This window comes from Rhizobium phaseoli (assembly GCF_010668805.1).
In the GTDB taxonomy this organism is placed as follows: Bacteria; Pseudomonadota; Alphaproteobacteria; order Rhizobiales; family Rhizobiaceae; genus Rhizobium; species Rhizobium phaseoli_A.
Genome location: NZ_WUFT01000003.1, coordinates 1 through 14,146 on the forward strand (window position 1 = coordinate 1; position 14,146 = coordinate 14,146).

The 14,146-nt window shown below is 61.6% G+C and carries 8 protein-coding genes; 5 read left to right on the top strand and 3 right to left on the bottom strand.

Features of this window, described 5'->3' with window-relative positions; genetic code table 11:
- Positions 1 to 469: 469 nt before the first annotated feature.
- Complete coding sequence (locus GR197_RS05160; protein ID WP_164007260.1) at positions 470 to 691, bottom strand: DUF1674 domain-containing protein; 222 nt, start codon at positions 689 to 691, stop codon at positions 470 to 472.
- 110 nt (positions 692 to 801) lie between these two features.
- Here GR197_RS05160 and htpX point away from each other — a divergent pair, with 110 nt between their 5' ends.
- From htpX to purH, 4 genes are all read left to right on the top strand, one after another.
- Positions 802 to 1,764 (top strand): zinc metalloprotease HtpX, encoded by a 963-nt coding sequence (gene htpX, locus GR197_RS05165; RefSeq protein WP_164007262.1) that lies wholly within the window; start codon positions 802 to 804, stop codon positions 1,762 to 1,764.
- Complete coding sequence (locus tag GR197_RS05170; protein WP_164007264.1) at positions 1,755 to 3,143, top strand: RsmB/NOP family class I SAM-dependent RNA methyltransferase; 1,389 nt, start codon at positions 1,755 to 1,757, stop codon at positions 3,141 to 3,143. The genes htpX and GR197_RS05170 overlap by 10 nt, the downstream gene beginning before the upstream one ends.
- Positions 3,144 to 3,318: 175 nt before the next feature.
- Positions 3,319 to 4,992 (top strand): heparinase II/III family protein, encoded by a 1,674-nt coding sequence (locus GR197_RS05175; RefSeq protein ID WP_164007266.1) that lies wholly within the window; start codon positions 3,319 to 3,321, stop codon positions 4,990 to 4,992.
- Between the two features lie 151 nt (positions 4,993 to 5,143).
- On the top strand, positions 5,144 to 6,757 hold the full coding sequence (gene purH / locus GR197_RS05180) for a bifunctional phosphoribosylaminoimidazolecarboxamide formyltransferase/IMP cyclohydrolase (RefSeq protein ID WP_164007268.1): 1,614 nt from the start codon (positions 5,144 to 5,146) through the stop codon (positions 6,755 to 6,757).
- Between the two features lie 47 nt (positions 6,758 to 6,804).
- Here purH and GR197_RS05185 read toward each other — a convergent pair whose 3' ends face one another.
- Positions 6,805 to 8,193, bottom strand: coding sequence for an MFS transporter (locus tag GR197_RS05185; RefSeq protein ID WP_164007270.1), 1,389 nt, complete (start codon positions 8,191 to 8,193; stop codon positions 6,805 to 6,807).
- A 24-nt stretch (positions 8,194 to 8,217) separates the two neighbouring features.
- Complete coding sequence (locus GR197_RS05190) at positions 8,218 to 12,993, bottom strand: NAD-glutamate dehydrogenase (RefSeq protein ID WP_164007272.1); 4,776 nt, start codon at positions 12,991 to 12,993, stop codon at positions 8,218 to 8,220.
- Positions 12,994 to 13,269: 276 nt separating this feature from the next.
- On the opposite strand from GR197_RS05190, the gene pdxY reads away from it, so the two are divergent.
- A complete protein-coding gene (gene pdxY, locus GR197_RS05195) occupies positions 13,270 to 14,145 on the top strand; it encodes a pyridoxal kinase PdxY (protein ID WP_164007274.1) in 876 nt (291 codons plus the stop codon).
- Position 14,146 lies beyond the last annotated feature (1 nt).

The following is a 14,146-nucleotide window of genomic DNA, read 5'->3' on the forward strand; positions in this document are numbered from 1 at the left end:
ACAAGATTCAGTTTGCGCCCGGCCTGCCGAAGACCCGCTCCGGCAAGATCATGCGCCGTATCCTGCGCAAGATCGCCGAGGACGATTTCGGTGCTCTCGGCGATACCTCGACGCTCGCGGACCCTGCCGTCGTCGACGATCTGATCGCCAACCGGCAGAACAAGGCAACTGCTTAAGCAACAAGGCTGCTCCCTCTGTTGGAGCGGCCTCAGTTTGTTGACAAAGTCTCCTCCGTCATGCTCGGCCTTGTGCCGAGCATATGACCACTGCAATTGTTTGACAGGAACGCATTTATTTTCAGATACTTAATTGGACATGGGTAGATCCTCGGCACAAGGCCGAGGATGACGTCGGGGGTTTTGCAGGGGTTTGTCAGCAGCCTGAAGCCGCTCCTTTGTTGGAGCGGTCTTATTTTTCCGCGCGGGAAATGCCGTTGTTTTTGAGCGGCGCTCTGGCTCCCGGCGCCGAATCAGAAATCGATCGCCCGGCCATTGATCTCGTAATCGCCGAAGCGGGCCGGCTCGGCTCCGCCGCGGCCGCCGGTCTCCGGCGGCAGCTCCAGCGGCTTCTGATTCCTTCGCCGCTCCTCGGCTTCGGCAAGCGCACGTTTGGCAGCCGGGGACAGCAGCTTGCGCGGCTGCGATGCCTCGGCCGCCGGCGTTTCGCTATTGTCGTTATCGGCGTCCTGCATGGCATCTCCTGCCGGAAAATATTGAAAATGGCTGATGAATAACCAAATCATAATGCGCCGGTGCCGGGATTGAAAGCTTGTGACGGCGAAATCGGAGATGGAGATCCGCAATGAACCTCGTCCGCACTGCCATGTTGCTTGCCTTCATGACGGCGCTTTTCATGCTTGTCGGCTTCCTGATCGGCGGTCGGGCCGGCATGATGATCGCCTTCGTCATTGCTGCCGGGATGAATTTCTTCTCCTATTGGAATTCCGACCGCATGGTGCTTTCTGCCTATCGCGCCCAACAAGTCGATGAGCGCAACGCGCCGGAATTCTTTGCGATCGTGCGGGATCTCGCCGGCAATGCCGGCCTGCCGATGCCGAAGGTCTATCTCTACGACAGCCCGCAGCCGAATGCCTTCGCCACCGGCCGCAACCCCGACAACGCAGCCGTCGCCGCTTCCACCGGACTGCTCAGCGCTTTGTCTCCGGAGGAGGTCGCGGCCGTGATGGCGCATGAGCTGGCCCACATTCAGAACCGCGACACGCTGACGATGACGATCACGGCAACGCTTGCCGGGGCGATCTCGATGCTTGGCAATTTTGCCTTCTTCTTCGGCGGCAACCGTGAAAACAACAACAATCCCCTTGGTTTCGTCGGTGTTCTCCTTGCTATGATCGTGGCGCCGCTTGCCGCCATGCTGGTGCAGATGGCGATCAGCCGGACGCGCGAATATTCGGCCGACCGCCGTGGCGCCGAAATCTGCGGCAACCCGCTCTGGCTGGCCTCGGCGCTCGGCAAGATTGCCCGCGGCGCCGCCCATGTGCCGAACGCGGATGCCGAGCGCAACCCGGCGACGGCGCATATGTTCATCATCAATCCGCTCTCCGGCGAGCGCATGGACAATCTGTTTTCCACCCATCCGAATACGGAAAACCGCATCGCTGCGCTGCAGGACATGGCGCAGGGCGGCATGAACGTCTCGACGCCGCCGGTGAGGGCTGCTAATCCGTCGCGCAAATCGCGCTCTGTTCCGGATACGGGTCTTGGTCGCGGTGGTTCGCAACCGCCAAAAGGTCCATGGTCTTGAATTCAGACGGCACGAAGAAACCATTCCGCAAGCATAAGCCCGCCACCGAACGATCTCTGCCTGAAAAACCCGGCCTGCAGGCGCGGGCTGCGGCGGCAAAAATTCTTGCTGCCGTGGTCGATCGCAAACTGCCGCTCGACGGCGCTCTCGACCATGAACACGGCAACCCGGCCTACCGGGCGCTCGGCGAAAACGACCGGGCGCTTGTCCGCGCCATCCTGAACACGACGCTGCGCCATCTGCCGCGCATCGATGCCGCGATTGCAGCGCTGCTGGAATCGCCGCTGCCGGAAGGGGCGAGGGCGCTGCACCATGTGCTGGCAATCGGGGCGGCGCAGATCCTCTATCTCGACGTGCCGGATCATTCGGCCGTCGATCTTGCCGTCGAGCTGGCCAATCAGGATCCGCGCAACCGGCGTTTCGCCAAGCTGGTCAATGCCATTCTCCGCCGGCTCGGGCGCGAGAAGGATGAGGTGCTCGACGAGGTCGGCCAGGTCGCGCCGATGCCCGCCTGGTTCATCACCAGGCTGGAAAAAGCCTATGGCCGGGACGCGGCGCTGGCGATTTCGGAATCTCAGCTACAGCCGGCGGCGATTGATCTGACCGTCAAGTCCGACCCCGAAGGCTGGGCAAAACGGCTGAACGGCGCTGTCCTTCCCACCGGCAGCGTGCGGCTTGCCGCCTTCGCTGGCGGCATTCCTTCGCTGCAAGGCTTCGACGAGGGCGCATGGTGGGTGCAGGATGCGGCGGCAAGCATCCCGGCTAAGCTTTTTGGCGATCTCTCGGGCAAACGGACCGCCGATCTCTGTGCCGCGCCAGGGGGCAAGACGGCGCAGCTCATTCTTGCCGGTGGCGCAGTCACCGCACTCGACCAGTCGGAAAGCCGGCTGAGACGGCTGCGGACGAACCTCGACCGACTCGGTTTGAAGGCGGAGACGATTGCAGCAGATCTGACGACGTTCGAGCCGGCGGAGCGTTTCGATGCAATCCTGCTCGATGCCCCCTGCTCGTCCACCGGCACGACACGCCGGCACCCCGACGTACTGTGGACCAAGGGAGCCGAGGATATCGCCAGGCTGGCGGCGCTGCAGGAACGGCTGCTGCGCCATGCGTTGACCCTACTGAAGCCGGGCGGCACGCTGGTTTTTTCGAATTGTTCGCTCGATCCTGTCGAGGGTGAGGACGTCGTTGCCCGTGTTCTTTCCGACACCGGTGCGGTCGAGCGTGTTCCGATCGATCCCGGCCGCTGGCCGGGCCTTGAAGCGGCGATCACGCCGCTCGGTGAATTCCGCACGCTTCCGACCATGCTGACAATGTCCGATGGCATTGCCTCCGGCCTCGACGGCTTTTATGCCGCCATGCTGCGGCGCGTGGCCTGATTGCGGGCTTGGTGCCCGGTGTCAGGCAGGTCCTATCCAAAAACCGCAGCAATACCAGCTAAGAACGCATGAATTTGCGTATATTCTAACCTTGTCACGAATTAATTCATTGCGGACGATGAAATCGGCCACTTTTCACCTATTCTTAACCACGAGGGTCAAAAGACAATAGAATATGCAGTCCGGTCGGCGTTTTGCGAGCATGTATGTTCGGGAGGCTTGGCGGCGCGCCTTGCGCCGCGTCGCGTTGCTGCGCCTGAAGCTCCTCCGCCATTCGATCAACGCGCCCGAGCGTCTCATCGTCGCGCCGACCGATCTCCGCAGCATCGATTCGCATGTGGCCGACGAAATCCTCAACGGACGGTTTCTCCTGGCCGGGCGGATGTTGGAAACGAGTGGAAAGTCACCCTTCACCTTCACCCTGCCCTCTCGCCCCTTCGCCATCCGCCTTCACAGCTTCGGCTGGTTGCGGCACATGCGGGCGAACAAGACGGAGCGCAGCTCGGCTGCCGCCCGTGCGATCGTCGACAGCTGGCTCTCCATCCATGCCGGCCGCATGGAGGGGATTGCATGGGAGACCGACGTCACCGCCCAGCGCGTCATCGCCTGGCTGTCGCATTCGCCGGTGGTGTTGCAGAATGCCGACCGCGGTTTTTATCGCCGCTTCATGAAGTCGCTGGCGTTCCAGGTCAGGTTCCTGCACCGCATGGCGCCGTATACGCTTGGCGGCCTGGAGCTGTTTCGGCTGCGTATCGCGCTCGCCATGGCTTCGGTTGCCATGCCTGCCCGGGCATCCACGCTCAGAAAGGCGGCGCAAGCGCTCGATCGCGAATTCGATAGCCAGATTCTGCCGGATGGCGGCCATATCTCGCGCAATCCCCGCGTCGGCCTGGAATTGCTGCTCGATCTGCTGCCGCTCAGGCAAACCTATGTCAATCTCGGCCACGATCTGCCGCAGAAGCTGATTTCCGGCATCGACCGCATATACCCGGCATTGCGGTTCTTTCGCCATCAGGACGGAGATCTGGCGCTGTTCAACGGGGCGACCTCAACCCTGGCAAACGAGCTGATCTCCGTATTGCGCTATGACGAGACCGCCGGCCAGCCGTTCAAGGCGTTGCCGCATTCCCGCTATCAGCGGCTTTCCGGGGGAAAGACAGTGATCATTGCCGATGCCGGCACGCCGCCTTCGGGAGGCGCGTTGCGGACCGTACATGCCGGCAGCCTCTCCTTCGAAATGTCGTCCGGCCGCCACCGCTTCATCGTCAATTCCGGTTCGCCGAAATTTAACGGGCACCGTTATGTCCAGATGGCGCGCACGACGGCGGCGCATTCGACGGTCATCGTCAACGACACCTCGTCCAGCCGTTTTTCGCCCTCGCCGTTCCTCAATCACGCGATCACCGAACCGGTGAGAACAGTCACCGTCGAGCGTGCCGAAACGGAGGATGGGCGCGACGGCATCAAGCTTAGCCATGACGGTTATCTCAGAGCGTTCGGCTTGTTGCACGAGCGTGAGCTGACACTCAATGCCGCAGGCTCGATTGTTACCGGCCGCGACCGGCTCGTTGTCCGGGAAGGATATGAGCATGACGAGCCGCTGAAGGCTGTCGCCCGTTTTCATATCCATCCGTCAATCGTCCTGCATCAGGGTGACGGCGAGTCCGTGCTGCTGACGGCGCCGGACGGTGAAAGCTGGCTGTTTTCCGCACCCGGCAATGAAGTGCTGATCGCCGAGGACATCTTCTTTGCCGACAGCTCCGGCATTTGCGGTTCGGACCAGATCGAAATCGACTTCGATCTTGCCGAGAAGACGGAAATCCGTTGGTTTTTGTCCCGCAAGGGATAGCACCTGTTTGCGCGGCGACGAAGCTGTGCTAACGCGGCCTCACAATGCGAGCGTCCTGGAACAGGATGATCTTAGGCCGCAACCGGCCTGAAATCCGAATCCTGCTCTAAACCAATCGGATGTCTCTCGAAGCCCGAACGGAGAAGGTTTCATGGCCGTCATTTCCAAGAAGATCCCCGCCCCCGACAAGGTCGAAATCAAGACCGCCCTCCTCTCCGTCTTCGACAAGACCGGGATCGTCGAACTCGCCCAGGCACTGTCTGCCAGCGGCGTGCGACTGCTCTCGACCGGCGGCACCTACAAGGCGATCGCCGCCGCTGGCCTTGCCGTTACCGATGTTTCCGAAATTACCGGCTTTCCCGAGATCATGGACGGCCGGGTCAAGACGCTGCATCCGACGGTGCATGGCGGCCTGCTGGCGATCCGCGACGATAGCGAACACCAGGAGGCGATGAAACAGCATGGCATCGAGGCCATCGACCTCGCCGTCATCAACCTTTACCCCTTTGAAGAAGTGCGCGCCGCCGGCGGTGATTATCCGACAACCGTCGAGAATATCGATATCGGCGGGCCGGCGATGATCCGGGCATCGGCCAAGAACCATGCCTATGTGACGATCCTGACCGATCCGGCGGATTATGCCGAGTTTACAGAGCAGCTTTCCGCAGATGAGGGCAAGACCGGCTATGCCTTCCGCCAGCGCATGGCCGCCAAGGCCTATGCCCGCACCGCAGCCTATGACGCTATGATTTCCAACTGGTTCGCAGAAGCGCTGTCGATCGACACGCCGCGCCACCGCGTTATCGGCGGTGCGCTGAAGGAAGAGATGCGTTACGGCGAAAATCCGCACCAGAAGGCGGCCTTCTACGTCACCGGCGAAAAGCGTCCGGGTGTTTCGACGACTGCCCTCCTTCAGGGCAAGCAGCTTTCCTACAACAATATCAACGATACCGATGCCGCCTATGAGCTGGTCGCCGAGTTCCTGCCTGAGAAGGCGGCTTGCGCCATCATCAAGCATGCCAATCCCTGCGGCGTCGCCACCGGATCAAGTCTGGTCGAAGCCTATCGGCGGGCGCTCGCCTGCGATAGCGTTTCCGCCTTCGGCGGCATCATCGCGCTCAATCGGACGCTTGATGCCGAAACGGCCGAAGAGATCGTCAAGCTCTTCACCGAAGTGATCATTGCGCCTGATGTGACCGAGGACGCGAAGGCGATCATCGCCCGCAAGCCGAACCTGCGGCTGCTGTCAGCCGGCGGCTTGCCCGATCCGCGCGCGGCGGGCCTGACGGCAAAGACCGTTTCCGGCGGCCTGCTGGTCCAGAGCCGCGACAACTGCATGGTCGAGGATCTGGAGCTTAAAGTCGTCACCAGGCGGGCGCCGACGGCGCAGGAGCTTGATGATATGAAGTTCGCCTTCAAGGTGGGCAAACACGTCAAGTCGAACGCGGTGGTCTATGCCAAGGACGGCCAGACGGCCGGTATCGGCGCAGGCCAGATGAGCCGTGTCGATTCCGCCCGCATCGCCGCGCTGAAAGCCGAAGAGGCGGCCAAGGCGCTCGGCCTTGCCGTGCCGATGACGCATGGTTCGGCAGTCGCCTCCGAAGCCTTCCTGCCGTTTGCCGACGGTCTTCTGTCGATGATCGCTGCAGGGGCGACGGCGGTTATCCAGCCGGGCGGCTCGATGCGCGACCAGGAAGTCATCGATGCCGCCAACGAACATGGCATTGCGATGGTCTTTACCGGTATGCGCCATTTCCGGCACTGAATGAGGACTGCGCCATGCTTCGTCAGGTCCGGCGCGCGTAACGTTTTCTACGCGCGATCGGCCGGATAGGGCGTGCGGACAAGCAGCACCAGGCCGCCTGCGAGAAACAGGATCAACGTTGCCATTCCAAGCCGCGGTGATCCACTCATATAGGTCACCAGCGAGAAGAGCAGTGTCGCCATGAAACTCGTGGCGCGCCCCGAAAGTGCATAGATGCCGAAGTAGCGGCCGGCTTCCTCCGGGCTGACACTGCGGGCGAGATAGGAGCGCGACGAGGCCTGTACCGGCCCGAAGGCAAAGCCGATCAGCAGACCATAGAGGATATAGGCCTTCTCCGCCGCGGTGCCGAAGAGGCCGCCGGAATCCGCCGTCGGCAGCGGCATCAGCCCGAACAGGGTGTAACCCGGCCCTGTCGAAATGATGCCGACGGTGGCGAGGAGCAGCATGGTGAGGCTGATGACGACGGTCACCTTCGACCCGACACTCTTGTCGATGCGGCCGGCAATCAGGCAGCCGAAGATCGCGACAACGTTGAGGATGATGCCGTAGATGCCGATCTCGATCGTTGCCCAGCCGAACATGCCGGCGGCAAAGATGCCGCCAAGGATCAGCAGCCCGTTGACGCCGTCCTGATAGATCATCCGGGCGATGAGGAATGTCAGGATGCCGCGGCGTTCCTTCAGTTCACCAAGCGTGTTTCTCAGCTCTCGCAGTCCCGAGCGGACGGCGGTGCCGAAGGGAAGACCCCTGCCGACATCCGGCGTGAAGAAAAACATCGGCAGGATGAAGATCAGATACCAGACGGCCGAGATCGGCCCGGTGATACGCGCATCCTCGCCGGTCCGAGGATCGAGACCGAATAGCGGATCGAGGCCCAGGATGGTTTTGCCGGTCTCGGGGCTCGCCGCCAAAAGCGTCACGACGGCGATGAGCACGATGATGCCGCCGAGATAACCGAGCCCCCAGGCGGTGTTGGAGAGCTTGCCGACCTCGTGCTTGGCGACCAGGCGCGGCATCATCGAATCGTTGAAGACGATCGAAAACTCGGCCGAGATCGAGGCGAGGATCATGAAAATCGCGGGATAAACAACAGGTGAGCCGGGGGCTGCGAACCACAGGCAGAAAAGGCTGGCGATCTTGATGATCGCAAAGAAGCCGATCCAGGGTTTGCGTGCGCCTGATTGGTCGGCGATCGAGCCGAGAATGGGCGAGAGCAGGGCGATGATCACCGATGAGATCGTCGCCATGTTGCTCCACGTCGTCTGCGCGGAAACGGGGTCGTCGGTCAGGCGGGAAACGAAATAGGGTCCGAAGATGAAGGTAGTGACCACGGTAAAGAAGGGCTGGGCTGCCCAATCGAAGAACATCCACCCCCAGATGCCCTTCTCCGTGGCCTTCGGGGGCTGCGTTCCTGTCCAGTCAATGCGATTCAACATCCGCTCCTTTTTCAGCGGACTGTCTCACCTCACCCGGTCGCGCGCAAGATCGGTCAGGATACCTGCAGCAACGGTAATACGGGCAAGGTTGGGATCGCCGCTGTCGCTGAGGCTCGAAAGCTCTTCGACGATGCGATTGATGCGGATACGATCCTGTGCATGCCAGGCCTGGACCGGAAGCTTCTCCTTGCCGTGATCCGACAGCGCCGAGATGACGATGTCGCGTCTTGCGCTGGCAATCTGGTCGATGCTGCGGGCAAGCGCCAGGTTTTCGTAATGGTCGGAGGTGAGGATCTTCCCGCCCGCGGCCAGCAGCCGGGCAATGCGGAAAGTCTGCGACACTGCGAAGTAGTTTTCGGCGGCCCGCACCAAGGTCTCGCCGGTGCGCTCGGCAATCTGCATGATCTCCGGCACCAGCGCAAAACTTTGGAGGTTGGCGATCTCGGCTGCGAGTTTTTCGGGCACGCCCGCCTGGCTATACTCCGCCTGGCGCGCGGCGGCATCACCGGCCGATTGTTCGGCAAAGGCAGGCTTAAGCTTCTTCAGCGCAGCCTGGAGCCGGCTAATCACCTGTGCCATATCGGCCTTGGTCATGCCGGTCTTCAAAAGCAGGCGCGTCAAGACGGTGAAGCTATGGCTGATTTCCTCGTAAATGCGGTTCTGCATCTCGCCCGATATCCGGCCGTCGAGCGCATCCGTTTCGGCCCAGAGCCTGTTCAGGTCGAAACCGTCGCGAGCAACGATCGCCGCACGAACCACTTCCGGCGCCGAGGCCGCCGTCGCGTCCATCATGGCGACGGTGAAGCTCGGCCCGCCGCGGTTGATCGCCTCGTTGGCAAGCACGGTCGCGACAATTTCGCGCTTCAGCCGGTGGCCGGCGATATCGCCGGCATTCGACTTCTGCATCTCGACGGGGAAATAATTCAAAAGCGTCGCGATAAAATAGGGATCGTCTGGCAGATCGCTGGCGGCCAGCGCATCGAAGAGCACAATCTTGGCGTAGGACACCAGCACGCCGATTTCCGGCCGCGTTAGCGGCTTGCCGGCGGCATAACGTTCAGCAAGGCTCTGCTCGTCCGGCAAAGTCTCGACCTTGCGGTTCAGTTGGCCGGCGGCCTCGAGCACGCTCATGAAACGGCCGAGTTCGAGACCGTTTGCCGTGCCCTTGCGTTCCGTCAGCGAGATCGCCAGCGACTGCAGATAGTTGTTGCGCAACACCAGGGCCGCCACTTCGCTGGTCATCGAGGGCAGCAGCTGGTCGCGTTTTGCCCGCGTCAGGCGCCCGTCATGCATGGCGGCTGCCAGCGCGATCTTGATGTTGACCTCCACGTCAGAGGTGTTGACGCCGGCCGAGTTGTCGATGGCGTCGGAGTTGCAGCGCCCGCCCTTGAGACCATAGGCGATGCGGCCCTTCTGGGTGACACCGAGGTTTGCGCCCTCGCCGATCACCCTGGCGCGCACTTCGGCCGCCGTGACGCGGATCGGGTCGTTGGCGCGGTCGCCAACTTCGGCGTCGGTTTCGGGCGCCGCTTTCACATAGGTGCCGATGCCGCCGAACCAGAGTAGGTCGACCGGGCTCTTCAAGATCGCCGTGATGATTTCGAAGGGCGTCGCCACGGCCTTGTCGAGACCGATCGCGGCAACCGCTTCCGGGGTCAGCGTAACCGATTTCGTCGCGCGAGAGATGATCATCGCACCTTTGGAGAGCACGCTTTTGTCGAAATCCTGCCAGCTCGACCGCGGCAGGTCGAAGAGGCGCTGGCGTTCGGCCAGCGTCTTTTCCATATCGGGATCGGGATCGATGACGATGTCGCGGTGATCGAAGGCGGATATCAGTCGGATCTTCGGAGAGAGCAGCATGCCGTTGCCGAAGACGTCGCCGGACATGTCGCCGACGCCGGCAACGGTGAAGGGCGTCGTCTGGATGTCGATGTCCATTTCGCGGAAATGGCGCTTGACGGTTTCCCAGGCGCCGCGGGCAGTGATGCCCATCTTCTTGTGGTCGTAACCGGCCGAGCCTCCGGAGGCGAAGGCATCGTCCAGCCAGAAGCCGGCTTCCTGGGCCAGCGCATTGGCGGTATCGGAGAAGGTTGCGGTGCCCTTGTCGGCGGCGACGACGAAATAGGGATCGTCGCCATCGAGCCGGACGGTATCCTTCGGCGGCACGATCTCGGCGCCGGATATATTGTCGGTGATCGACAGCAGCGTGCGGATATAGGTTTTGTAAGCCTCGCGGCCGGCATTGAAGATCTCGTCGCGGCTGCCGCCGATGGGGAGCTTCTTCGGATAGAAGCCGCCCTTGGCGCCGACCGGCACGATGACCGCGTTCTTCACCTGCTGGGCTTTGACGAGGCCGAGCACCTCGGTGCGATAATCCTCGGCACGATCCGACCAGCGCAGGCCACCGCGCGCCACCTTGCCGAAGCGCAGGTGCACGCCTTCGACTTCGACGCCATAGACGAACATTTCGCGGAAGGGTTTCGGCTGCGGCAGGCCGTCGACCAAGTGCGGATCAAGCTTGAAGGCCAGCATCGCCTTTGGGGAGCCGTCCGGATTCTTCTGAAAATAATTGGTGCGAAGCGTCGCGTCGACGATATTGACGTAACGGCGCAGGATACGGTCGTCGTCGAGGCTCGGCACGTCGGCAAGCTCGGCCTCGATCGCCTGGTGCAGGTCGGCAAGCTTCTTGACGCGGGCCTTCTCGGAAAGCCTGGTATCGAGCGTGTCGTGGAACAGCCGGAAGATGGCGGCGGCGACAGAAGGATATTTGTCGAGCGTGGTTGCGATGTAATCCTGCGAATAGGCGATGCCGGCCTGGCGGAGATAACGTGCATAGGCGCGCAGCACGTTCGTCTCGCGCGCTGAAAGCCCGGCTGAAAGGATCAGCCGATTGAAGCTGTCATTGTCGATCGTGCCGGCGAAGGCGGTGACGAAGGCTTCTTCGAGGGCGGCGCCGTAACGCTGCAGGTCGATGTCGCCGCCATTGCGGGCCTCGAGCTCCATATCGTGCAGCACGACGAATTTCGTTTCTCCATCGGCGGCCGGCACTCCAATGTCGAAGGTGCGTTCGCTGACGACATTGAAGCCGAGATTTTCCAGAAGCGGTACGCGGCGCGACAGCGCCAGCTGGCCACCGGCGTGGAAGATCTTCAGCGAGAGGATGCGGCCCCGTTCTTCCGGACGATGGTAGAACTGGATGCGAAGCGGCTCGCCGGCGGCGCAGGCGCCGATATCGGCGAGGTCGGCCACGGTTTCCTCCGGAGTGAAGGAATCCTGGAAGGCCTGATCAACCGATATCTTCGGCGCCTTCGCCCCGGCCAGCGCCTCGAAACGGTCGTCCCAACGGGCGGTGATTTCGCGGATCACCTGCTCGAGCTTTGCCTGCGGAATACGCGGCGTCTTGCCGCCGGAGCGGCCGATGATGAAATGCACGCGCGCCACGCCGCCTTCCGGAAAAGCCGGGTAATAGGCGGAGACACGGCCGTCATAGACAGTCTTCAGATAGGTGCCGATCCGCTCGCGGACGATCGAGTCGTATTCTTCGCGCGGCACGTAGATGATTACCGAAACGAAGCGGTCGAAATGGTCGATGCGCGGCAGGACTCGCACGCGCGGACGATCGGCCAAGTCGTTGATCTGTTCGGCAAAATTTGCAAGCAGCGTGGTGTCGATCTGGAAAAGGTCGTCGCGCGGATAGGATTCCAGCGTGTTGTCGAGCATGCGGCCGGAATGGCTCATCGGGTCGAAACCGAAATGCTCCTTCACCTTCTCGATCTTGGAACGCAGCAGCGGGATTTCGGAGGCGAGCGACGTATAGGCCGTCGACGTGAAGAGCCCGACGATGCGCAGTTCACCGGTGACGTTGCCGGCAGCGTCGAAACGTTTGACGCCGACATAATCCATATAGGCCCGGCGATGGACGATCGATTTCACATTGGCCTTGGTGACGATCAGGAAATCGGGGCCGTCGAGGAAGGCCAGGATCTCAGGCGTCGTCGTCACGGCGTCCTTGCCGGTGCGCAACACCAGGACATCTGGGTTGGAGAGCATGCCGAGGCCAGCACCCTTGTCGCGTTCGACCCTGGCATCGGAACCCTTGCCGGAGTAGACGTATTCACGCATCCCGAGGAACGTGAAATTCTCATCGCGCAGCCATGTCAGGAAGGCGATGGCCTCATCGCGATCAGCCTTCTTCCGGGTGGTGTTATTGGCTGAGAGTTCGGCGATCACCCCGTCGATCTTGGAAAGCATCGGCTTCCAGTCGGACACCGACAGGCGGACCTGCTCGAGCACGGTTTCGACGCGTTTGACGAGATCTGCGGCCTGGGCGGAGTTGAGCGGCGCAATATGGAGCTGAATATGACTGACGCGGTTGGCCGGGTCGCTCGGATGATCGGCGGAATAGATCGCAGGCGCCTTGCCCTTCTCCATGACGAGGATGGGATGCACGGCCATAAACAGGTCGCGATAGGTGCTGGTCACTTCACCCATCACCGATTCAAACAGGAAAGGCATGTTCCGGTCGGTGACCGATAGCACCGAAACCGCAATGCCGTCAGGCGTCACATCGGCAATGGTGTCGATGCTGACACGAGGCGTCTTGCCGTTCCAGGCGGCAAGTTCCTTTGCCGAATGTACGGCGGAGAGCGCCAGCATCTCCGGCGTATAGAGTTCGAGATCGTCATTGCTGGCCCGTCCGAAGAGAATTTCCGGATCGAGATGCGCCTCGCCGGTCGCCTTGGCGATCTTGCGTGCGCTTTCGATCTGCTTTTCCCGTTTCGGATTGTTTCTGGCAGCCATGGATCGCCTCCCGCAATGGACTGATTTTCTGCAAGCTAACAGAAGATTCTTCGAAAAAATCTCTAAAATGGAGGCCCGAACGATTGTTTTGATGCTTTTTTGACCCTCAAAGTGGGAAATGGTGAGGGATTTTTCCGCTTTCGTGGCCGAGAGGAATGAGAAAGGCTCTTTTCAGTTTTTCGGTTCGCATACATTTCCATGCTCACGTGAAGAATGGTTGACAGCGCGCCGTCAAAAAGATCATCAAAACGCGATCATCATTCGGACCTCGGTATCATGTCGGAAAATGCAGCGGGCGCAGTCATTGTCATCTCCAGTCATGTGGTGCGCGGTTCGGTCGGTAACCGGGCGGCGGTCTTTGCATTGGAGACGCTCGGTCATCCTGTCTGGGCGCTGCCGACCATCGTGCTTCCTTGGCATCCCGGCCACGGCCGTTCGACGCGGCTGACATTTGCGGAAGCCGATTTCGATGCGGCGATCGACGATCTGATCCGCGCGCCTTGGATCGGCGAAGTCAGGGCGGTGCTTTCGGGCTATTTCGGCAATGCCGCCCAGGCGCGCTCCGTCGCCCGGCTGATCGCCGCGCTCCGGCAGGATAATCCGGAGCTGCTCTATGTCTGCGATCCCGTCATGGGCGATCTCGGCGGCCTCTACGTGCCGGAAGCGACAGCCGAGGCTATTCGCGACCATCTCATCCCGCTCGCCTCGCTGGCGACGCCGAACCGTTACGAACTTGCATGGCTTTCGGGGGCAGCGCTTGAAGACAACAGCGCGATCATGGAGGCGGCGCTGGCGCTCGGACCAGCGCGCATGCTGGTCACCTCGGCCGTGCCGATGATGGCGGGCGGTACCGGCAATCTCTATCTTTCCGGCCGTCACGCGCTTCTTGCCGAGCACCGCGTCGTCGAAAATCCGCCGAATGGGCTCGGCGACCTGCTTGCCGCCGTCTTCCTGTCACGCCTGCTTTCCGGCCTTGAGGACGAAAAAGCGCTGCAGCTTGCCACCTCCAGCGTCTTCGAGGTGCTTGCCCGCGCTGTCAAACGCGGCAGCAACGAATTGATGCTGGCAAGCGACGCGTCCAGCCTTTCGACGCCGATGGCCATGGTGCAGATGCGGCGGCTCATGCACCCGGCGCAAAGGCGGAAAAAATGAC